At 63.7% G+C, this 21,591-nt stretch carries 17 protein-coding genes and 6 tRNA genes; 2 read left to right on the plus strand and 21 right to left on the minus strand.

What is annotated here, in order from left to right; translation table 11 throughout:
• Positions 1 to 75: 75 nt before the first annotated feature.
• The 10 genes from F3J45_RS04760 to leuC all read right to left on the minus strand — a co-directional run bounded on the left by F3J45_RS04760 (position 76) and on the right by leuC (position 12,532).
• Positions 76 to 1,548 (minus strand): surface lipoprotein assembly modifier, encoded by a 1,473-nt coding sequence (locus F3J45_RS04760; protein WP_167058136.1) that lies wholly within the window; start codon positions 1,546 to 1,548, stop codon positions 76 to 78.
• Positions 1,549 to 1,638: 90 nt separating this feature from the next.
• A complete protein-coding gene (locus F3J45_RS04765) occupies positions 1,639 to 2,073 on the minus strand; it encodes a Slam-dependent surface lipoprotein (protein WP_205300404.1) in 435 nt (144 codons plus the stop codon).
• Positions 2,074 to 2,095: 22 nt separating this feature from the next.
• Positions 2,096 to 5,230: a TonB-dependent receptor domain-containing protein gene (locus F3J45_RS04770; protein ID WP_167058139.1), complete on the minus strand. Its 3,135-nt coding sequence runs from the start codon at positions 5,228 to 5,230 to the stop codon at positions 2,096 to 2,098.
• Between the two features lie 109 nt (positions 5,231 to 5,339).
• Positions 5,340 to 6,338, minus strand: coding sequence for a FecR family protein (locus F3J45_RS04775; protein ID WP_370526256.1), 999 nt, complete (start codon positions 6,336 to 6,338; stop codon positions 5,340 to 5,342).
• 66 nt (positions 6,339 to 6,404) lie between these two features.
• The gene (locus F3J45_RS04780; protein WP_167058145.1) at positions 6,405 to 6,896 is read right to left on the minus strand and encodes an RNA polymerase sigma factor; all 492 of its coding nucleotides are present in this window, start codon (positions 6,894 to 6,896) and stop codon (positions 6,405 to 6,407) included.
• 392 nt (positions 6,897 to 7,288) lie between these two features.
• Positions 7,289 to 8,401: an aspartate-semialdehyde dehydrogenase gene (gene asd / locus F3J45_RS04785; protein ID WP_085675569.1), complete on the minus strand. Its 1,113-nt coding sequence runs from the start codon at positions 8,399 to 8,401 to the stop codon at positions 7,289 to 7,291.
• A 63-nt stretch (positions 8,402 to 8,464) separates the two neighbouring features.
• Positions 8,465 to 9,547, minus strand: coding sequence for a 3-isopropylmalate dehydrogenase (leuB, locus tag F3J45_RS04790; RefSeq protein WP_167058148.1), 1,083 nt, complete (start codon positions 9,545 to 9,547; stop codon positions 8,465 to 8,467).
• Positions 9,548 to 9,601: 54 nt separating this feature from the next.
• Positions 9,602 to 10,366 carry a class I SAM-dependent methyltransferase gene (locus tag F3J45_RS04795; RefSeq protein ID WP_167058152.1) on the minus strand — a complete coding sequence of 255 codons (765 nt, stop codon included), beginning with the start codon at positions 10,364 to 10,366 and terminating at the stop codon, positions 9,602 to 9,604.
• 91 nt (positions 10,367 to 10,457) lie between these two features.
• Positions 10,458 to 11,102 carry a 3-isopropylmalate dehydratase small subunit gene (gene leuD / locus F3J45_RS04800; protein WP_054885742.1) on the minus strand — a complete coding sequence of 215 codons (645 nt, stop codon included), beginning with the start codon at positions 11,100 to 11,102 and terminating at the stop codon, positions 10,458 to 10,460.
• On the minus strand, positions 11,099 to 12,532 hold the full coding sequence (gene leuC / locus F3J45_RS04805) for a 3-isopropylmalate dehydratase large subunit (RefSeq protein WP_167058155.1): 1,434 nt from the start codon (positions 12,530 to 12,532) through the stop codon (positions 11,099 to 11,101). The genes leuD and leuC overlap by 4 nt, the downstream gene beginning before the upstream one ends.
• Positions 12,533 to 12,663: 131 nt before the next feature.
• Here leuC and F3J45_RS04810 point away from each other — a divergent pair, with 131 nt between their 5' ends.
• Both F3J45_RS04810 and F3J45_RS04815 read left to right on the plus strand, forming a co-directional pair.
• Complete coding sequence (locus tag F3J45_RS04810) at positions 12,664 to 13,542, plus strand: LysR family transcriptional regulator (protein ID WP_167058158.1); 879 nt, start codon at positions 12,664 to 12,666, stop codon at positions 13,540 to 13,542.
• Positions 13,543 to 13,603: 61 nt separating this feature from the next.
• Positions 13,604 to 16,900 carry a PAS domain S-box protein gene (locus F3J45_RS04815; RefSeq protein ID WP_167058161.1) on the plus strand — a complete coding sequence of 1,099 codons (3,297 nt, stop codon included), beginning with the start codon at positions 13,604 to 13,606 and terminating at the stop codon, positions 16,898 to 16,900.
• A 112-nt stretch (positions 16,901 to 17,012) separates the two neighbouring features.
• Here F3J45_RS04815 and F3J45_RS04820 read toward each other — a convergent pair whose 3' ends face one another.
• The 11 genes from F3J45_RS04820 to F3J45_RS04870 all read right to left on the minus strand — a co-directional run bounded on the left by F3J45_RS04820 (position 17,013) and on the right by F3J45_RS04870 (position 21,573).
• A complete protein-coding gene (locus F3J45_RS04820) occupies positions 17,013 to 17,456 on the minus strand; it encodes an Hsp20 family protein (protein ID WP_167058164.1) in 444 nt (147 codons plus the stop codon).
• Between the two features lie 214 nt (positions 17,457 to 17,670).
• A complete protein-coding gene (locus tag F3J45_RS04825) occupies positions 17,671 to 18,642 on the minus strand; it encodes a tRNA-dihydrouridine synthase (protein ID WP_167058167.1) in 972 nt (323 codons plus the stop codon).
• Positions 18,643 to 18,693: 51 nt separating this feature from the next.
• Entirely contained in the window at positions 18,694 to 19,128 is a 435-nt protein-coding gene (locus tag F3J45_RS04830; protein ID WP_167058170.1) for a thioesterase family protein, read from the minus strand.
• Between the two features lie 157 nt (positions 19,129 to 19,285).
• The gene (locus F3J45_RS04835) at positions 19,286 to 20,119 is read right to left on the minus strand and encodes an alpha/beta fold hydrolase (protein ID WP_167058173.1); all 834 of its coding nucleotides are present in this window, start codon (positions 20,117 to 20,119) and stop codon (positions 19,286 to 19,288) included.
• A gap of 24 nt (positions 20,120 to 20,143) precedes the next feature.
• A complete protein-coding gene (locus F3J45_RS04840; RefSeq protein WP_167058176.1) occupies positions 20,144 to 20,683 on the minus strand; it encodes a TetR/AcrR family transcriptional regulator in 540 nt (179 codons plus the stop codon).
• 173 nt (positions 20,684 to 20,856) lie between these two features.
• Positions 20,857 to 20,932, minus strand: a tRNA-Glu gene (locus F3J45_RS04845).
• A gap of 42 nt (positions 20,933 to 20,974) precedes the next feature.
• Positions 20,975 to 21,050, minus strand: a tRNA-Ala gene (locus tag F3J45_RS04850).
• Between the two features lie 52 nt (positions 21,051 to 21,102).
• Positions 21,103 to 21,178: transfer RNA gene (locus tag F3J45_RS04855), tRNA-Glu, on the minus strand.
• A gap of 42 nt (positions 21,179 to 21,220) precedes the next feature.
• Positions 21,221 to 21,296, minus strand: a tRNA-Ala gene (locus F3J45_RS04860).
• Between the two features lie 53 nt (positions 21,297 to 21,349).
• Positions 21,350 to 21,425 (minus strand) — tRNA-Glu (locus tag F3J45_RS04865).
• 72 nt (positions 21,426 to 21,497) lie between these two features.
• Positions 21,498 to 21,573, minus strand: a tRNA-Ala gene (locus tag F3J45_RS04870).
• Between the last annotated feature and the right edge of the window lie 18 nt (positions 21,574 to 21,591).

Here is a 21,591-nt window from a genome sequence, read left to right on the forward strand (position 1 = left end):
CTGCCTCAGGCGAAACGGGAGCGGCACTTTACCCGCATTGCCCGAGGCTGGCCAACGCAGCCGACGCAATGGGCGTCAAAACTGCTTTTCCAGCTTGAAGCTGACGCTGTTGCGCTCCCAGCTGTACAGCCAGTCGACGTTGCTGTGCACCTTGTTGTACTTGAACGTAAGGCTGGGCACCACGTCCAGCACGGCCAGGCGCGGCGCCCGCAGGATGAAGGTGTAGCCCTGTTCACGCTCGTGACGCCGGGCGTCGAGCAAGGCGCTGTAGGCGTCGTATTGCCGGGTGCGCCAGGAGGCGAACAGCACGGCACTGACGCCGACCTCGAAGTCCTTGGCCACCCCCAGGCGCAGGCCTTTCTGGAAGTAGGCCTCGGTGTCGGCGCGGGTGTCGCGGCCGGTGAAATCGAAACCGCCGAACAGCGTCCATTGGCGCGGCAGTGCCTGCCATAGCGTGGCATACACCGAGGTTGCGCTGCCGTCGTAGAGGTCGGCTGCCTGGCCACGGTAGACCATGTCCTTGTATTCCCCTTCCAACCTGAGCATGCGCGTGGCGGACAGGTTGTGCATCCACTCCCCGCGCACGCCCCAGGCTGAATACATCGGGTCGCTGCCGATACGGTTGTACTCGAACGAAGGCCCCAGGCTGTACTGGTTGCGCCCATCCTGATAGCTGTAGCCGGCGTTAGCGATAAAGGTGTCTTCGTTGTACTTGCCCTGGCGATCGTAGGCTTGCCCATAGGCCAGCGCTCGGCCGAATACACCGTGGTGCCCGGCAAGGGCGATGCGTTTGTTGAGGGTGGCCTCATAGTCGATGCCCTCTGCCGAAACCGCCTTGGGCATCTTGCGCTGTACCAGGTAGACCCCATCGCTGGTTTCCAGGCGGTAGGTGGTGGTGCTTTCGGAGCTTTGGTTGAGGTTGTCGCTCCAGGTTGGCCCGATCGCCAAGGAGCCTTGCCAGCGTTCGCGCTGGCCCAGCGCCTGGATGAAGCTGTCGACGCTGTTGCCCAGGCCCTGGTTGTGGGCATCGGCCGGCCCCAGGCTCTGGCTGATCTGGCGGAAGGCATCTGCCGCCTCGCGGTCCTTGCGGTTCTCGAACAGCACACGGGCCAGTTCAAGCTGGCCGGGTAGAAAGTCGCCTTGTTGGGCGAGCAGCTGGCGATAGTAGGTTTCGGCCTGCTCCAGCTCGCCCCGTGAGCGGGCCAGGGCACCGTCGGCATAGGCCACCAGCATCGTGTCATGGCCTGGCAGAGCGACGTAGCGGGCGCGGAAGGCGTCGGCATCGGCCCATTGCTGGCGTTGCACGCAAAGATACAGCGCACGCCCCAGGTCATCGAGGTTGTCGCCGACTCGGTAAGCCTGGCCATCGATGACCAGCGTGGTACCGGCGCCTTCGTCCTTGAGCAGCTCGCGTTCCTGGCGGCTGGCACGGTATTCGATGCTCTGGTTCAGGCGCAGGTTGGTGTCTTGGTCCGCGTGGGCGGTAGTGGGTAATAAAAGCGGGAGGTAAAGCAACAAGAGGTAGTGCAGGCGTGAAGACTGGGGCATTGCTCGGCTCCCGGGGCACCTCGAAAACGCTGCACCGGGGCCACGCCGCGGCCCCGGTGCACTTAACTGACCAGCATCGAGCTGACCGGCTTACTGTTTAACGCCACCAAACGCGGTGTCGTAGTTGCGGTTGGCGAACTTGGCGATACCGGCCAGGGAAGCGCTGGCGCCGGCGCCGAAGAAGCTGCCCTGGGTAGTACCTGCCGACAGCGTTGCGTTGGTGCTCGGGTTGATGGCAGTGGCGATGCCCGAGAAGGCGGCGGTCGAGGTGTTGATACCGGCGTTGAGCTGCACCTTGAGCGCGCCGTTGGCAAGGTTGCCCGACAGCGTCGGCGACGCATTGCCGAAGGTTGCGTTGAGGTTGCCCGACAGCAGGTTGGCACCGGAGTAGTTGCTGATGCCCTGTACCGCATAGCTGACATTGGTGGTTGGCAGCACGCGACCGGCGGTGTCGCCGGAGTAGTAGACGACGCGAGTCGGGTCGTTATCGGTGCCGTTTTGCGACCACCTTCCGGCAATGTTCATCCGTCCATCGTTACCTCGATTGTCAAAAGGTCGCAGTCAAACCGATTTTCAACGTTCGCCCCGGCGCCGGCATGGCCGAGCGGGTTAACGGGTCCAGGTAATACAAATTGGACAAGTTGGTACCGACCAACTCGACATTGACCGCATCGGTCAATTTGTAATTCACATAAGCGTCGTAGGTAATGATGTCATCCCAGGACAGCGGTGAATTCAAGTAATAGGAAACCATGGGGTTGTCGGCATACTTGCTGTAGAACTTGCTGTCATGGCCTTTGTAGTAGATGACCCGCCCGCCCACCTCCAGGCGCCGGTCCAGAAAACGCATCCCCAGCCCAAGGTTTGCCGACCACTCGGGCATTGCCATGCCCGCCAGGTAGCCACCGACGAAACCATCGTCGACGCAATTGGGAATACCCCCGGTCGGGTCCAGCCGTATCGCCGAGTTTTCATCGCAGACTTTGTTCTTCAGCACATGGGCAACACTCAGGTCGGTAAAGAACCGGCCATTGTCATAACGCCCCTGAAGTTCCAGCCCGGCCGTCGTCTGCTTGTCGATATTGGAAAACAACAACTGCGGGTTACGCTCGATCACATCGGTGGTGGTGTTGTGGTAGTAGGTAAACTTTACATCGGCCTGTTCGCTGCCTAGCCACCCGCTCAAGTTATGCACATACGCCGCCTCGTAGTTATGTGCATGCTCCGGCTTCAACGGCCAGGGCGACAACGATGCGGAAAAGCCTACCGTGCTCTCGAACATGCTCGGGTAACGGATCGCTTCGCTGTAACGCAGGTAGAAGCGGCCATTTTCCGAGGTGTAGAAGGTTGCCGAGAGGTTCGGCACCCAGCCCTGGTCCCTGCGGTGCCTGGCCGAGCCATCGACGACCTGGTTGGCCAGGTTGCCCTCCAGGTCGCGGGCATCGGCGCCGGAGGAGTAGCCTGAGGCGGCGCACGAGATCATCTCTTCACCGGCCACCGCCCCGGTGATGCATGGGCTGTCGGCCCGTCGATAACGACCGCTGCCATCATGCGCCCAGTGCTGGCTGTGCTCGGTGTCCAGTACCCGCGGCGTTTCACTTTCGATCAGGTCGATGACCGGCTGGCGCTCTTCCATCGGCGTTTCGAACAAGTCCCAGATTTCGTTGAAGAACTGCAACTTCTCATCGACGACGGCCTGCCACTGCTCCTGCGAGAGTTGCTTGCGTGTCACGTAGACCACGCCCTGCCCCGACTGGACATTCATGCTGGTCTGGCCGGTGTCTCGCTGCTGCTGGTGAAGAAAGTCATCGAACGACCAGTACGAGGAATAGCGCCCGCCGGCGGTGAACCGGGCGAAGCTGACCGGTTGCCAGTCGAAGTTGAAATTGTACTCCTGCTCCTCCCGGCGCCCCGCCCGCGGGTAGATGCGCGTAACCGAAATGCTGGTGGGGTCGTAGATGCTGTCGCCAGAGCTGAGCTTTTCATGCTGGTAACTGCCGCCCAAGGTCAGGCTCAGGCTGTCGAGCAACCGGAGCTTGTTGCTCAGGGTCAGGCCGGCACGGTCGTGCTTGGCGTTGGCGACCGCGGTATTGCGAAACGCCGGGTCCTGGGCGGTGGTTTCGTTGGGTACGCCGCCGGAACTGTAGGTGTCGCTGACGGTGCGGGTCATCCACAGGTTCGAGTAGAAATCCAGCCAAGGATTGCCTTCAGGCTTGAGCGTGTACTCAAGGTTATAGGCCTTGCTGTCGACATGGCTCAATGGCCATTGCGGCACGCCATAGGTGGCGGCATCGTATTGGCTTCCCGGCGTGAAGAAGGAAATGCGTGTCGGCAGGATTTCGCCATACAGGGAGTCAGTGGCCCGATAGCCGAACTCCAGGCGCTGGCCTTCGTCGATTTTCCAGGTGGCCTTGGCCAGCCACGACTCCATCTTGCTGGAGGTGTTGGGCACCTCGTCTCCGGGCTTGTAGATGCGTGCAAGGTTGGGCACATAGTCCCACTTGCCCTCGACCATCTCGCCACTGGCGTAGTAGCCACTCTTGTTCTTGCCGGCGTAGTGGTTGCCCTTCTCGCGGTAGGCATAGGCCGCCATCAGGTCGAACTGCTCCTGTTGCGTGCCAAGCGCCAGCCGGTAGGCCTGATCGTCGCTCGACAGCAAGCCGTTGCTGCTACTGGTGCGTGGGTGCTTGTACAGCGACGGGTCGTAATAGGAGTTGATCGGGTAGTACTGGTAGTCGGCACCTGGCATTTGCCCCGTCAGCAGGGTAGGCAGGCGCGGCGACACCGAGTTGTTGCTGCCTTCGATCTTGAACTCGCCACCGTAGGCCTCACCTTCCTTGAGGATGTCGTCGACACTCAGGGTGTTGGCCACGACGGCGCCGCCAACCCCGCTGTAGACGTTGCGTTCCAGGTTCGGCCCCTTGATAACCTTGATCGAGCCGATCAGGTTGGGGTCGATGTAGTTGCGGTTATTGGCGCCCATGTAGCCGCGGTAAGCCGTCAACGCCTGCTCGGTGCCATCGATGGTCAGCGGCACCCGGCCCGGGCCCTGGATGCCGCGCACGTTCGGGTCCAGCGCGCCGCTGTTGCGCGCATCGCCGCTGTAGACATTGAGCATGCCCTTGAACACGTCGGCCGGGGCGGCGCCCTTGTAACGCTCGATCTGCTCCTTGCCGGCGTAGACGGTGGAAATATCCTGGTCGTAGATGTCGCTGTAGCCCTTCTCGTCCCGCGAGCGACCATCGCGCAGGCCGTAGACGTAGGTCGGGTGCAGGTCGTCAGCGCTGGCATCGGCGGGCCGCAGGTGAATCACCGGTTGCCCGGTGGGCCCGCTCAGGCTGAAGCTGACCGGCAAGCCGGCCAGCAACTGCTCAAGCGCGCCTGGCAACGACAAGCGGCCTTGCACCGGGTTGGCGTACAGGCCTGCGAAAGCGTTGCCGGTGAGGTAGAACTCGGCACCGGCCTGGCGGGCCAACTGCAACATGGCGTCTTCAAGCGGCCCGGCCTGTACATCGAACACGTGGTACTGGCCAGCTTGGCTGATCGCTGCTGCCGTCGCATCGTTGGCGGCGGGCGCCGCGAGCACCGGCGCGGTACCGCAGCAGGTCAACAGGGCCAGCTGAATTCCCAGGCTCAGCTTGCCCTTCTGTGGGGCAAAGCGCCCCGAAGCTCCCTTTGACATCGTTCCCAAGCACCCTAGCTAAAAACAAATAAGAGTTATTTGCATCTAGTAACGGCGCAGGGCATCAAACGCAGTAGAGCGATTTGGTCTATTAAATATTATTTATAGATCAATAGATAATTAGAAAACCGGGCACGTCCAGCACGCGGGCGTGCGCTTGCCCAGCCAGCTGCCGGAGTGCGTCATCGACATGATCCAGGCGCGCCACAGCGCTTACCGGCAGCCGTCGCAGCGCATCGCCACGCACCACGGTCAGGCCGGGACGATAACGGCCCAACTGCTCGGCGGCCTCAGCCAGGGACTGGCGCCTCAGCACGATCTTGCCCTGTTGCCAGCTGGCCAGTTCCTCGGGCGATTGCGCCAAGGGCTTGAGCCCCTCATGGGGCCCGAACCGCAAGCTGTCGCCTTGTTGGAGCACCGCGGATGCCGAGGCATCGTCCAGGCTGTGGGAAACCAGGTTGATCTCGACGCTGTGCTGCAGCACTGCAACCCACCCGGAGCGTTCGTCCTTGTCGACCCCAACCAGGTAACGAGTACCGCGCGCGGTGATCGTCGCCCCGGGCGTGGCCACCGTGAACAGCCTAGGCTCCCCCTCCCCCACGGGCGAAGGCGTGAAGACCGCCTCACCACGCTGCAGGCGCACGGTACGGCGCTGACCGTCATAGTTGACGCTCAGCAGGGTGCGGCTGCCCATTTCGACCTGGCTGCCATCGTCCAGGGTGACATGGCGCACTTCGCCGTAGCCGGTCTGGTAATCGGCGCCCAGGCCCTGAACCCAGAACGGCGGCGCCAGCCACAGCCAGCAGGCCACGGCCACCGCCGACAGTGCACCTGTGCATGCCCACGGCCGCCGCCAGCCTGCCTGCAGCCATGCCAACGGCCCCCGCGCACGGGGCGGGCGCGGTGGGCGCACATAGCCCTGGCGCAGCACCGCGCTGGCCCGCCAGGCGTGATCGATGCGCCGGGCGGCAGCCGCGTGCCGCGGGTCGGCGGCCAGCCAACGCCCATAGGCCGCTTGCTCGGCGGGACCGAGGCGGCCTTGACGGTGCTTCATGACCCAATCGGCGGCTTTGCGTTCGATCGGGTCAACAGGTTCTGAGGGGTTCACGGTGTGGTGTTTGCTGCCTGTTGGTGTTTTTCTGGTAACCCGGCCAGGTCAGCGCCAGCGCCTGTTCTAGTGATCAGGCTCAAGCCCTCGGCCGATTCTGGCCAGTGCACTGGCCAGGTGTTTTTGTACAGAGCTGGTGGATATCCGTAAATACTCGGCGGCCTCCTTGTGCGTCATCCCTTCGACCCGGCACAACAAGAACACGTTGCGGGTGCGTTCGGGCAGCAATTCCAGGATGGCGTGCAGGCGCTCCAGCTCCAGGGCTCCCAGGGCCTGATCCTCTGGCGAACTGGCTTCATCGATCAGGCCCTCGAAGATATCGGCCGCCTCGGCCTCGTAGCGCTTGCTGCCGTAACGCCGATGATGGTCGATCATCAGGTTGTGGGCAACGCGGAACAGGTAGGCCGGGGTGGCGAGCAAGCGCTCTACGCCGTCCATCTGCGCCAGCCGCAGGAAGGTTTCCTGGACGATATCCGCTGCCAGGCTTGGCGTGCAGTTCTTGCGCAGCAAATAGCGGTGCAAGGCGCGGGCATGTTCGTTGAAGAGTTGTTCCAGCACGTCAGCACTTTCCTATGCTCAGGCAAACTGGGGAGGCTGATTATAATGAGAATACTTCTCGTTAAACCAGATGTTTTGCGCGCATGACGGGGTGCTGTTACAAAACAAAATGCAAGGGTGGCCGCGCCGCAATCCCCTGTAGGAGCGAGCGCAGCTCGCGATGGGGCGCGCAGCGGCCCCAGGGTTTCAGCCTCGCGGCTCAAAGTGCTGGGGCTGCTTTGCAGCCCATCGCGAGCTGCGCTCGCTCCTACCGGGTCATGTGGGAGCAGCCTTGTCGAGGCGTCGAACCGCCGCGAAGCAGGCGACGCGGTGGATGGCAGGGTTGCAGTGTGCCAAGGCATAAAAAAACCCGCGTTGTCGCCAACGCGGGTTTTTCGGCCAAGCCAGGGCGATCAACGCTCCAGCAGAATCCGCAGCATGCGGCGCAGCGGTTCGGCGGCGCCCCACAGCAGCTGGTCACCCACGGTGAAGGCGCCCAGGTACTGCGAGCCCATGTTCAGCTTGCGCAGGCGGCCAACCGGGATGTTCAGCGTGCCGGTCACCTTGGTAGGCGTCAGTTCCTGCATGCTGATTTCGCGCTGGTTCGGCACCAGCTTCACCCACGGGTTGTGCTGGCTGATCATGCCTTCGATGTCGGCCAGCGGCACGTCCTTGTTCAGCTTGATGGTCAGCGCCTGGCTGTGGCAGCGCATGGCACCGATGCGCACGCAGATACCGTCGACCGGGATCGGGCTCTTGAAGCGGCCGAGGATCTTGTTGGTTTCGGCCTGGGCCTTCCATTCCTCACGGCTTTGGCCGTTCGGCAGTTCCTTGTCGATCCATGGGATCAGGCTGCCGGCCAGCGGCACGCCGAAGTTCTCGGTCGGGAAGCCTTCGCCGCGCATGGTTTCAGCCACTTTGCGGTCGATGTCGAGGATGGCGCTGGCCGGGTTGGCCAGGTCGTCGGCAACGGCGGCGTGGGTAGCGCCCATTTGCTTGATCAGCTCGCGCATGTTCTGCGCGCCGGCACCGGAGGCCGCCTGGTAGGTCATGGCGCTCATCCACTCCACCAGGCCGGCTTCGAACAGGCCGCCCAGGCCCATCAGCATCAGGCTGACGGTGCAGTTGCCGCCGATATAGTTCTTGGTACCGGCGTCGAGCTGCTGGTCGATGACCTTGCGGTTGACCGGGTCAAGCACGATCACCGCGTCATCCTGCATGCGCAGGGACGATGCGGCGTCGATCCAGTAGCCCTGCCAGCCGGCTTCACGCAGCTTGGGGAACACCTCGTTGGTGTAGTCGCCGCCCTGGCAGGTCAGGATCACGTCGAGGGTCTTGAGTTCTTCAATCGAATAAGCGTCCTTCAGCGGAGCAATATCCTTGCCCACGTTCGGACCCTGGCCACCGACATTGGAGGTGGTGAAGAACACCGGCTCGATAAGGTCGAAGTCCTGCTCCTCCAGCATCCGCTGCATGAGCACGGAACCGACCATGCCGCGCCAACCGATCAGACCTACACGTTTCATCGCAACTACACCTTTGCTAAAAGTGGGCCGCCACCGTGAATTTTCGGTGGCGGGCCAGAGAGATTACAGATTCCGCAGCGCGGCGACTACTGCATCGCCCATTTCCTGCGTACCGACCTTGCGGCAACCTTCCGAGAAGATGTCGCCCGTGCGCAGGCCCTGGTCCAGCACCAGGCTGACCGCCTGCTCGATCGCTTCAGCGGCAGCCGACTGGTTGAAGCTGTAGCGCAGCATCATCGACACCGACAGGATGGTCGCCAGCGGGTTGGCGATGCCCTGGCCGGCGATGTCCGGCGCCGAGCCGTGGCAAGGCTCGTACATGCCTTTGTTGTCGGCATCCAGCGAGGCCGACGGCAGCATGCCGATGGAGCCGGTGAGCATCGACGCTTCATCCGACAGAATGTCACCGAACATGTTGTCGGTCACTACCACGTCGAACTGTTTCGGTGCGCGGACCAACTGCATGGCGGCGTTGTCGACGTACATGTGGCTCAGTTCCACGTCCGGGTAGTCCTTGGCCACGTCTTCGACCACTTCGCGCCACAGCTGGCTGGAAGCCAGGACGTTGGCCTTGTCCACCGAGCACAGCTTCTTGCCGCGCACGCGGGCCATGTCGAAGCCGACGCGGGCAATGCGGCGCACTTCGCTTTCGCTGTACGGCAGGGTGTCGTAGGCCTGGCGCTCGCCGTTTTCCAGCTCGCGCTGGCCACGCGGGGCACCGAAGTAGATACCGCCGGTCAGCTCACGAACGATGAGGATGTCCAGGCCAGCGACGATTTCCGGCTTCAGCGAGGAGGCATCGGCCAGTTGCGGGTAAAGGATGGCCGGGCGCAGGTTGGCGAACAGGCCCAGTTGCGAACGGATTTTCAGCAGGCCGCGCTCAGGGCGGATGTCACGCTCGATCTTGTCCCATTTCGGGCCGCCCACGGCGCCCAGCAGCACGGCGTCGGCCTTGCGTGCGCGCTCCAGGGTTTCGTCGGCCAGCGGCACGCCGTGCTTGTCGATGGCAGCGCCACCGATCACGTCGTGCTCCAGGCTGAAACCGAGCTGGAACTTGTCGTTGGCAACTTCCAGCACCTTGACGGCTTCGGCCATGATTTCCGGGCCAATGCCATCACCTGGGAGAATCAGAATCTGCTTGCTCATGCTTTCCTCTATCCATTCACGCGGCGCGGCCGGACGGGCCCCGCCGTAAAGTGCTTAACGCTCGGCCCACAGCACCAGCACATCGGTGCTGAACGAGCCATCGGCTTCGATCTGGTAATACTGCCGTACTTCTTCGCCCATGGCTTGTTGCAATTGGCGAATGGCCACGCGCAGCGGCTCGGGGGTGCGCATGCGCTCGACCCAGCTGGCGAACTCCAGGCGCAATTTCTGGCGCGCCTGGCTGCGTACCTGCAGGCCGGCCTCGCTGGCCTGGCGCTGCCACTCGGCGCCGGAGTAGTCGCGCACATGGCTGGTGTCGCGCAGCACCTCCACCGCCTGCAGGTAGGTGTCGAGCAGTGGGCTGCCGGGCGACATCACGTCGATGAACGCCGCCACGCCACCAGGCTTGAGCACCCTGCGCACCTCGCGCAGGGCCAGGCCCAGGTCGCTCCAGTGGTGCGCCGAGTAACGGCTGAATACGTAGTCGAACGAGGCATCGGCAAACGGTAGGCGTTCGGCGGCGCCGCGCTCGGTGGTGATGTTGGCCAGGCCGCGCTCGGCGGCGGCACGGGCGACCACGTCGAGCATCGATTGCGAGAGGTCGTAGGCGACCACCTCGGCAACCAGCGGGGCGACGTGGAAACTGACATGGCCAGCACCGCAGCCCAGGTCCAGCACGCGGGCGCTGCCCTGCCCTGCAAGTTCGGCCTGCAGCAAGGCGAATTCGCGGCCTTGGGCGTGCACGGCGCTGCTGAGGTAGGCGTTGGCCTGTTCGCCGAACTGGCGTTGGACCACGTCGGTGTGTTGGGTGCTGGTCATGGGTGAGTCCTTTTCCTATCGCCTGTGCGGGCCCCTTCGCGGGGCAAGCCCGCTCCTACAGAGGTAAAGAGGCCGATGCGGCTAACGAGCTTCAGGCATCGCGGAACAGCCAGGGCTGCCCGGCGCGGTGCTTGCCTTCGAAGGCCTTGATCGCGTCGCTGTCCTGCAGGGTCAGGCCGATGTCGTCCAGGCCGTTGAGCAGGCAGTGCTTGCGGAACGCATCGATCTCGAAGTGCAGCACCTTGCCGTCCGGGCGAGTCACCGCCTGCGCCTGCAGGTCGATGGTCAACTGGTAGCCCGGGTTGGCTTCGACCTGCTTGAACAGCTCGTCGACTTCCTCATCGCTGAGGATGATCGGCAACAGGCCGTTCTTGAAGCTGTTATTGAAGAAGATATCGGCAAAACTTGGCGCGATCACGCTACGGAAACCGTACTCGTCCAAGGCCCAGGGGGCGTGCTCGCGGCTCGAACCGCAACCGAAGTTCTCCCGCGCCAGCAACACGCTGGCACCCTGGTAGCGCGCATGGTTGAGCACGAACTCCTGGTTCAACGGGCGCTTGCTGTTGTCCTGGTACGGCTGGCCGACATCCAGGTAACGCCATTCATCGAACAGGTTGGGGCCGAAGCCGGTGCGCTTGATCGACTTCAGGAACTGCTTGGGGATGATCTGGTCGGTGTCGACGTTGGCACGGTCCAACGGCGCGACGAGGCCGGTGTGCTGGGTAAAGGCTTTCATGCTGCGCTCCCTTGGATCAACTCGCGGACATCGATGAAGTGGCCGGTCACCGCGGCGGCGGCGGCCATGGCCGGGCTGACCAGGTGGGTACGGCCACCGGCGCCCTGACGGCCTTCGAAGTTGCGGTTGGAGGTGGACGCGCAGTGCTCGCCGCTTTCCAGGCGGTCCGGGTTCATCGCCAGACACATCGAGCAGCCGGGCTCGCGCCATTCGAAGCCAGCTTCGAGGAAGATCTTGTCCAGCCCTTCACGCTCGGCCTGGGCCTTGACCAGGCCCGAACCCGGCACCACGATCGCCTGCTTGACGGTCGCGGCCACCTTGCGGCCCTTGGCGATTTCAGCGGCCGCGCGCAAGTCTTCGATGCGCGAGTTGGTGCACGATCCAATGAATACGCGGTCGAGCTGGATGTCGGTGATCGCCTGGTTGGCGCTCAGGCCCATGTACTTGAGGGCGCGCTCGATCGAGCCACGCTTGACCAGGTCGGCCTCGGCGGCCGGGTCTGGCACGCGCTGGTCGACGGCCAGGACCATTTCCGGCGACGTGCCCCAGCTTACCTGCGGCTTGATCTGCGCGGCGTCCAGCTCCACCACCGTGTCGAACACGGCATCGTCGTCGGACACCAGGTCTTTCCAGGCCTCCACGGCGCGCGTCCAGTCCTCGCCCTTCGGCGCGTACGGGCGGCCTTCAACGTAGGCGACGGTGGTGGCATCGGTGGCCACCAGGCCCACGCGGGCACCGGCCTCGATGGACATGTTGCAGATGGTCATGCGGCCTTCCATCGACAATTCGCGGATGGCGCTGCCGGCGAATTCCATGGCATGGCCGTTGCCGCCGGCGGTGCCGATCTTGCCGATCACGGCCAGGACGATGTCCTTGGCGGTAACACCGGCAGGCAGTTGGCCTTCGACACGCACGAGCATGTTCTTCATTTTCTTGGCAACCAGGCACTGGGTGGCGAGCACGTGCTCAACCTCGGAGGTGCCGATGCCGTGGGCCAGGGCACCGAAGGCGCCGTGGGTGGAGGTGTGCGAGTCGCCGCAGACCACGGTCATGCCAGGCAAGGTAGCACCCTGCTCCGGGCTGATGACGTGGACGATGCCCTGGCGCTCGTCGTTCATCTTGAATTCGACGATGCCGTATTCGTCACAGTTCTCATCGAGGGTCTGCACCTGAAGGCGCGACACCTGGTCGACGATCGCCTCGATGCCACCCTTGCGCTCTGGCGTGGTCGGCACGTTGTGGTCGGGGGTGGCGATGTTGGCATCGATGCGCCACGGCTTGCGGTTGGCCAGGCGCAGGCCTTCGAAGGCCTGGGGCGACGTCACTTCGTGAATGATATGACGGTCGATGTAGATCAAGGACGAGCCGTCATCGCGGCGCTTGACCTCATGGGCGTCCCAGAGTTTGTCGTAGAGCGTTTTGCCAGCCATCAGACTGTTCCTCATCAGCGTCTTTCTATGCCAAAGACCCCTTGGCTTGTACGGACGATGCTAGGGGGTTAGATTGAATAACTCAAATTCATAATTTTTATGCTTTGGATAACCAAAAGGAATTCGATGCCGTGGACCTGGCCAACCTCAGTGCCTTCATCGCCATCGCCGAAACCGGCAGCTTTTCCGGGGCCGGCGAGCGCCTGTTCCTCACCCAGCCGGCCATCAGCAAGCGCATCGCCGGGCTGGAGCAACAATTGGACGTGCGCCTGTTCGACCGCCTAGGCCGCGAGGTGACCCTGACCGAAGCCGGCCGTGCCCTGCTGCCGCGTGCTTACCAGATCCTCAACATACTCGATGATACCCGACGGGCGCTGACCAATCTGACCGGGGAAGTGAGCGGTCGGCTGACCCTGGCCACCAGCCACCATATCGGCCTGCACCGCCTGCCCCCACTGCTGCGAGCCTTTACCCGGCAGTACCCGGCGGTGGCGCTGGATATTCAGTTCATGGATTCAGAACAGGCCTACGACGAAATACTCCACGGCCGCGCCGAAATTGCCGTAATCACCCTGGCACCCGACCCCCACCACCTGGTTCGGGCGGTGCCGGTGTGGGACGACGCCCTGGACTTCGTCGCAGCCCCCGAGCACCCATTGGCCAACAACCAGGCGGTGAGCCTTGGCGATGTGGCCCGCCACCCGGCGGTATTTCCCGGCGGCAACACCTTTACCCACCATATCGTGCAGCGTCTGTTCGAAAGCCAGGGCCTGACACCGAACATCGCCATGAGCACCAACTACCTGGAAACCATCAAGATGATGGTGTCCATTGGCCTGGCCTGGAGCGTACTGCCGCGCACCATGCTCGATGAGCAAGTGGCTTCCATCGCTTTGCCCGGCATACAGCTGTCGCGCCAGCTAGGCTACATTCTGCACACGGAGCGAACGCTATCGAACGCGGCCCGGGCCTTCATGGCCCTGCTCGACAGCCAGGCAGAAGCCGCCTGACCGCCGTCAGCCCGGCATTTCCAACTCAAGGATGCGTCACACGCCAAAGGTCTGGTGATCAATGCCCAAATCAGCAAACCGCTTTCCGCGCCTGCCGCGCATTCCTGCGGTCGATCCCCAGGAGTCGGAACAGGCCTGGCAGAACGCCCCGCAGTTGCTGGCGGCGCTCAACGGCGCGCGCCTGGGCGCCTGGCTCTGGGACATCGAAAGTGGCCGGGTCAGTTGGTCGCGCGGCACCCAGGCGCTGTTCGGCTTCGACCCCCATCGCCCACTGCCCGCCGACATCGACTACCTCGACCTGCTGCCCGAGGAAGACCGCGCCCGCACCCGCCAGCTGTTCCACGCCGTGGTCAACGGCGAGCCGGTGGAACAGGCCATGCGCCATCGCATCCGCTGGCCGGATGGCAGCCTGCACTGGCTGGAAATCAACGGCAGCCTGACCCACGACCGCCACGGCAGGCGGCAGATGATCGGGGTGATCCGCGAAATCACCCGCCAGCGCGAACGGGAAACCGCGCTGATCAACTCGGAAAAGCGCTTCGCCACCCTGTTCCACCTAAGCCCCAATGCGATCCTGCTAAGCCGCCGCCATGACGGCATGATCATCGAGGTCAACCAGCACTTCGAAGACATGTTTGGCTGGCCCGGCGACCAGGTGATCGGCAAGACCAGCATCGAGCTGGGCCTGTGGGCCAATGCCGAGCAACGCCACCAGGTGATCGAAGCCACCCGCGCCAACAGCGGCCCGGCGATCATGGAGGTGCAGTTCCGCGCCAGCAGCGGCAAGCTGCATGACGGCATCCTGTGCACCCAGAGCATTGACCTTGAGGGTGTCACCTACCTGATCAGCACCTTCGTCGATACCACCGAGCGCAAGCGCGCCGAACAGGCGCTCAAGGACAGCCAGGAGCGCCTTGACCTGGCCCTGGACTCGGCGCAGCTGGGCACCTGGGACTGGCACATCCCCAGCGGCATGCTCTATGGCTCGGCCCGCGCCGCCCAGTTGCACGGGCTGGACCCGGTGCCGTTCCACGAGTCGTTCGATTCGTTCTTCGAGGGCGTGCCGGAGCACGAGCGCAGCTCCATGCGCCAAGCGTACCGCAGCCTGCGCGAAGGCCCCGCCGGCAACTACCAGATCACCTACCGGGTGCAGCTGGAGAACGGCGCCTCGCGCTATATAGAAAGCCGCGCGCGCCTGTACCGCGACGAGCAGGGCAACCCGCTGCGCATGGCCGGCACGCTGCTGGACATCACCGAGCAGGTGGAGCGCGAACAGCGCCTTAGCGCCTCGGAAGAAAAATTCGCCAGCCTGTTCCAGGTCAGCCCCGACCCGATCTGTGTCACCCGCCAGGACACCGGCCAGTTCATCGAGATCAACCCGGCCTTCACCCAGACCTTTGGCTGGGACGCCGAGCAGGTAATTGGCCGTACCGCCGAGCAGATCGGCCTGTGGGCCGAGTCGATCGAGCGCGCCCAACGCATCGAGCGGGTGATACGCGAACAAGCCCTGAGCAACGTGGCCGTGGTGGTCAACCACTGCAGCGGCGCGGCGCTGACCTGCGTGATCGCCAGCCGGCTGATTACCGTCGACGATCAGCCCTGCAGCGTTACCACCCTGCGCGACATCACCCAGCAGCAGCGCGCCGAGGCGGCGCTGAAGGCCAGCGAAGAGAAGTTCGCCAAGGCGTTTCACTCCAGCCCCGACGCCATCACTATCACCGAGCGGCGCAGTGGCCGCTACCTGGAAGTCAACGACGGCTTCTGCCGCCTGACGGGCTACAGCGCAGACGAGGTGGTTGGCCGCAGTGTGTACGAGGTCGGCATCTGGGCCGACGACAAGCAGCGCAATGCCCTGCTCAGTGAGCTGAAGGCGCGTGGCCGGGTGCACCACCGGGAAATGCTCGGGCGTAACAAGCGTGGGGACATCCTGACCGTTGAGGTTTCGGTCGAGCCGATCAGCCTCAACGAGGTGGACTGCCTGCTGTTGACCGCCCGCGACGTCAGCCTGCTGAAGAACGCCCAGGCGCAGATCCGCCACCTGGCCTACCACGACCCGCTGACCAACCTGCCCAACCGCGCCCTGCTGATGGACCGCCTGAGCCAGCAGATCGCCCTGCTGCGCCGGCACAACCTGCGCGGCGCACTGCTGTTCCTCGACCTTGACCATTTCAAGCACATCAACGACTCGCTCGGCCACCCGGTGGGCGACACGGTGCTGAAGATCATCACCGCCCGCCTGGAAGCCAGCGTGCGCCTGGAAGACACCGTCGCCCGCCTGGGCGGGGATGAGTTCGTGGTGCTGCTCAGCGGGCTGGAGGGCAGCCGCGAGGCGGTGGAAGGCAAGGTGCGCGAACTGGCCGACACCTTGCGCGAACTGCTGGCAGAGCCCATGTCGCTGGATGGCCAGCGCCTGCAGGTAACGCCAAGCATCGGCGTGGCGCTGATTCCCGACCACGGCACCACGCCAGCCGACTTGCTCAAGCGCGCCGACATTGCCCTGTACCGGGCCAAGGATTCCGGGCGCAACACCACCGAGCTGTTCCACACCACCATGCAGAAGGCGGCCAGCGAGCGCCTGCGCATGGAAAGCGACCTGCGCCTGGCCCTGGCCCGTGGCGAGCTGGCCTTGCACTTCCAGCCCCAGGTCGATGCCCGCGACAACCGTATCGTCGGCGCCGAGGTGCTGCTGCGCTGGCACCACCCGCAACTGGGCCAGCAACCACCGGGGCAATTCATTCAGGTGTTGGAAGAAAGCGGCCTGATCCTGGAAGTTGGCTCCTGGATCCTCGATGAGGCCTGCGATGCCTGCGCGCGCATGCTTGAAGACAAGCTGATCGATGCCGACGATTTCAGCCTGTGCGTGAACATCAGCCCCCGGCAGTTCCGCCAGAACGATTTCGTCGAGCGGGTGCTGCGCAGCCTGGATGACTATCGCCTGCCGCGGCGCATGCTGAAGCTGGAAATTACCGAAGGCATCGTGATCCAGAACCTGGAAGACACCATCAGCAAGATGCGTGAGCTACAGGCCCACGGGGTGAGTTTCGCCATGGATGATTTCGGCACCGGCTATTCGTCGCTGACGTACCTGAAGCGGTTGCCGGTGGATGCCTTGAAGATCGACCAGACGTTCGTGCGCGATGCGCCGGTCGACACCAACGATGCCGAGATCGTGCGCGCCATCGTGGCCATGGCCCGCAGCCTGGATTTGGCGGTGATTGCAGAAGGGGTGGAATTGACCGAGCAACTGGCGTTTCTGGAGCGGCTGGGTTGCCACTTGTACCAGGGCTATTTGCACAGCAGGCCGCTGCCGTTGCCGGAATTTCGGCGCATGTTGCAGGAGGCGCCGGCGGATTATTGAGCGCCGCCGTGCGGCGGATCGCGAGCTGCGCTCGCTCCTACGGGGCCCATGGCTTCCTGGTAGGAGCGAGCGCCAGCTCGCGATCCGCCGCAACGCGGCGGCGCTCAATCAATCAATTGATCGCTGGCTTGTCGCCGTTGATCGGGATGCGCTTGGCCTTGGCCTCTTCCGGCACGATGCGCAGCAGGTCGATGCTGAGCAGGCCGTTGGCCAGGCCCGCCGACTTGACTTCGATGTGGTCAGCCAGGCGGAACGACAGCTTGAACGCGCGCTGGGCAATGCCCTGGTGCAGGTAGGTCACTTCAGCGGCGGCGTTTTCGCGCTTGCCACCGATTACCGTCAGGACGCCTTTTTCGACTTGCAGGTCGAGGTCCTGTTCCTGGAAACCGGCTGCGGCAACCACGATGCGATAGTGGTCATCGCCATGTTTTTCCACGTTGTAGGGAGGGTAGCTGCTACCCGCCTCGTTACGTGCGGCGGATTCGAACAGGTCGTTGAAACGGTCGAAGCCCACGGAATGGCGGAACAGTGGAGCGAGGGAGAAAGCGCTGGTCATGGTCATAAACTCCTGAGATTCAGCAAGTAAGTCATTACGCGACCCGACTTCGGCATCGCGTACTCAAGAGATATGGCCGGGGGAGAGGCTTTCAAGGGGAGACAGAAAAATTTTTGATGCTGAGGGCCCTTTCGCGGGGCAAGCCCGCTCCTACAAGGGCGTCACGGGGACTGGAATGTGTGTAGGAGCGGGCTTGCCCCGCGAAGAGGCCAGATCAGGCAACACAGGCTTCGAAGGAGATCGCATCAACCCCAAGCAACCGGCTGATCCGCGCGCAATCATCCTCACGCCGCAACTCAGCAAACAGCACCACCGCTTCGGGGTAACTGCGGGTCAGCATCGCCAGCCACTGCTTCATCCGCCCCGGGGCATAGCGCGGCGACAGCTTGGCCTGAGCCTGGCGCCAGAATTCGCGCAACAACGGCAACAAATCCTCCCAACCCAGCGGCTGGTAATCCCGCCCATCACGCGCCGCCGCGATCTGCAGGGCCAGGTCAGGCCGCGACACCAGGCCACGCCCAAGCATGATGTCCTCGGCACCACTGACCTCACAACAGCGCCGCCAGTCATCCACGGTCCAGATCTCGCCATTGGCGAACACCGGCACCCGCACCACATCCTGCACCCGCGCCACCCATTCCCAGTGTGCCGGTGGCTTGTAGCCCTCGACCTTGGTGCGCGCATGCACCACCAGGTGCGCCGAACCGCCCTCGGCCAGCGCCGTGGCGCAGTCCAGCGCGCCATCGGGGCTGTCGAAGCCCAGGCGCATCTTCGAGGTAACCGGAATATGCGCTGGCACCGCACGGCGCACCTCCTGCACGATGGCATGCAGCAGCTCGGGCTCCTTGAGCAGCACCGCCCCGCCCCTGGACTTGTTCACGGTCTTGGCCGGGCAGCCGAAGTTCAAGTCGATCACCGGAGCACCCAGCTCGCAGGCCAGCGCTGCGTTTTCCGCCAGGCACACTGGGTCCGAACCCAGCAGCTGCACGCGCATTGGCACGCCGGCGGCGGTACGCGCCCCCTGGCGCAACTCGGGTGCAAGCTTGTCGAACGAGGAAGCTGGCAGCAGGCGGTCGCACACGCGGATGAACTCGGTGACGCACCAATCGATGCCACCCACCCGGGTCAGTACGTCGCGCAGGATGTTGTCGACCAGCCCCTCCATGGGGGCCAGGGCAATTTGCATAGCGGGGTCTCGGCGGAAAAAGCCGGCAGTCTAGCAAAAAACGCCGAGGTTTCAGGCGCCGATCAGCGCCGGGCCGTAACCTTCGATGAACTCCGCCGGCATACGCCTTGGCTTGCCGCTGGACAGCTCGATGCAAGCGAAGGTGGTTTGCGCCCGCAACAGGGTCACGCCATCGCTGGGGCGCTTGAGCTGAAAGCGCCGGGTCATGCGCAGGCGCTGGTCCCAGTCGATGATCCAGGTGGCCAGTTGCAGCTCGTCATCCTCGTAGGCTGCCGCGAGGTAGTCGATTTCGTGGCGCACTACCGCCATGGCCCGGTCCAGGCGCCGGTATTCGGCCAGGTCCAGCCCCAGGCGCTGGGAATGGCGCCAGGCGCAGCGCTCCAGCCAGGTCACGTAGACCGCGTTGTTGGCGTGGCCGAGGCCGTCGATGTCTTCACTGCCCACGCGCAGGTCGATGATGAATGGCGTTGCCAGGTCCCAGCTCATGCACACTCCTTGAGATCAATTCCGAATGGCCGGGGTGCCTTGCCCCTTTCGCGGGGCAAGCCCGCTCCTACAGGGATGCACACCGTCCTGTAGGAGCGGCCTTGTGCCGCGAAAGGGCTGCACAGCAGCCCCAAAGTTCCCCGAGTGTAATGGATGCTCAAGCGCTTTGCCGCGCTGGCTCACTGGCGCGGCTAAGCAACTCCAGCACCGCCTCGCTCAGGCGCGGGTCGGCCAGCACGCGCTGGTGGCCGCCCTCCTGCAACAGCAGCAGGCGGCTGTCGAACCAGGCCTTGTGGATGGCCTGGGCCTCGCTGGCGGGCACCAGGGCATCATCGGCGGCATGCACCACCAAGCCCGGCAGTTCCAGCTGGTAACCACTGACATCCAGGCGGGCAATCTGCATGCCCACGTCGCGCTCTACCTGGCGAATGAACGCCGCCCTGGCGCGGGCTGGCAAGCCCAGGTGCCGGGCAAAGCCGCGTAGCACGCCAAGCAGTTGCGCGGGTGCGGCAATGCTGACCGCAGCTTCGGCGCGCAAGCCCATCTGCAGCGCCAGCAGCACGCTGGCGCCGCCCATCGAGTGGCCGATCACCGCGCGCAGCGGCGGCAGTTCGGCGGCGGCCTCCAGCAGCGCCCGGGCAAACAGCACCACATGGGCCTGCTGCCCCGGTGAACGGCCATGGGCCGGCCCTTCCAGCGATACCACCGTGTGCCCCGCCTGCACCAGGGTTTCGATCAGTGCGGCGAACTGGGTAGGGCGCCCTTCCCAACCGTGCATCAACAACACGGTTGGCCCCTTGCCCCAGCGCAGCGCCGACAGGCCAAAGCGCAGGGTGATGCGCTCGGCGCTGGCCAGCAGCGGCAGTTCCCATTGCCTGGGCGGCAAGTTGCGCGGGGTCATGAAGGCGCGGCGCATCTTGCCGGCAATATGTTCAGGGACCAGGTGGCCGAGGGTGCCGTTGACACCGCGAATCCAGCTCAGGGTTGTCATCGCCTTGCTCCAGGTTCGAAAGGGTTAGATCACCGCCGATTTGGCGGCACGCAAGATGCGGTCAGACAACTCGCCCGTGCCCAGGGCCCGCGCCAAGGCCAGGCCACCGATCATCAGGGCCAGGTCTGCCAAGGCTTTGTCGGCGTCTTCCGGGCGGTCGACCATGGCCGCGGTCATCAGCTCGATATGCTCGGCCAACACCTCGCGAAAGGCCTCGGGCAGGCGCTGCATTTCGCCGAGCGCGTTGGGCAGCGGGCAGGCATGCACTTCGGCATCGCGGTGCTTGCGCGACAGGTAGAAGGCGCTCGCCAAGGCGCGGCGCCCCTCGCCGTCCAGGCTGGGGTCGACTTGGGCGAGCAATGCCCGCCGTTCGCACAGCAGCTGGTTGAAGGCTTCGAGCATCAACTCGTCCTTGCTGTCGAAGTGTGCGTAGAAGCCGCCGACCGTCAGGCCCGCTGCGCCCATCACCTGGCTGACGCTGGGCTCGGCCGGGCCGTGCTGAATCAAGGCACTGCGGGCCGCTTCGAGGATGCGTTCGCGGGTTTTGCTTTTCTTGTCGCTCATGCGCCGGCTCACCGAACAAAATATGATGATCGAAATATTATTCTCATCATATTTTTAAGCAAGCAAAATCGGCTGCCGCTTGTCGGCACCGAAATAATGGGGAGGGGAGAAAAACAAAAGGCCCATTCAATAAGCGAATGAGCCTTTAAAGTCCCGCAAAACGCGGGTAAACGTGGCGTCCCCTAGGGGACTCGAACCCCTGTTACCGCCGTGAAAGGGCGGTGTCCTAGGCCACTAGACGAAGGGGACGTAACCTTCGCGAAGATTCACAAACGTGAACCCTGGCAGAATTGGTGGAGCTAAGCGGGATCGAACCGCTGACCTCCTGCATGCCATGCAGGCGCTCTCCCAGCTGAGCTATAGCCCCAGATTTTTAGCCTCGCGGCCCAGCGACAGTATAACCATCACTTGTGTGAAACTGGCGTCCCCTAGGGGACTCGAACCCCTGTTACCGCCGTGAAAGGGCGGTGTCCTAGGCCACTAGACGAAGGGGACATAACCTTCGTGCCGACCCGCTTTCGCGAATCGCGGCAAAATTGGTGGAGCTAAGCGGGATCGAACCGCTGACCTCCTGCATGCCATGCAGGCGCTCTCCCAGCTGAGCTATAGCCCCGGATTTTTAGCCTCGCGGCCCAGCGACATTCTGAAACATCGCTTGTGTAAAACTGGCGTCCCCTAGGGGACTCGAACCCCTGTTACCGCCGTGAAAGGGCGGTGTCCTAGGCCACTAGACGAAGGGGACGAACCTTCTTACCTTCAAGACCCGGTTGCTGGACCCGGTCTTGCTTGGCAGCCTTGGCTGCTAAGCGGAATTTGGTGGAGCTAAGCGGGATCGAACCGCTGACCTCCTGCATGCCATGCAGGCGCTCTCCCAGCTGAGCTATAGCCCCACAATGTCGCGTTGAACT

This window comes from Pantoea sp. Ap-967, from assembly GCF_011752565.1.
In the GTDB taxonomy this organism is placed as follows: domain Bacteria; phylum Pseudomonadota; class Gammaproteobacteria; order Pseudomonadales; family Pseudomonadaceae; genus Aquipseudomonas.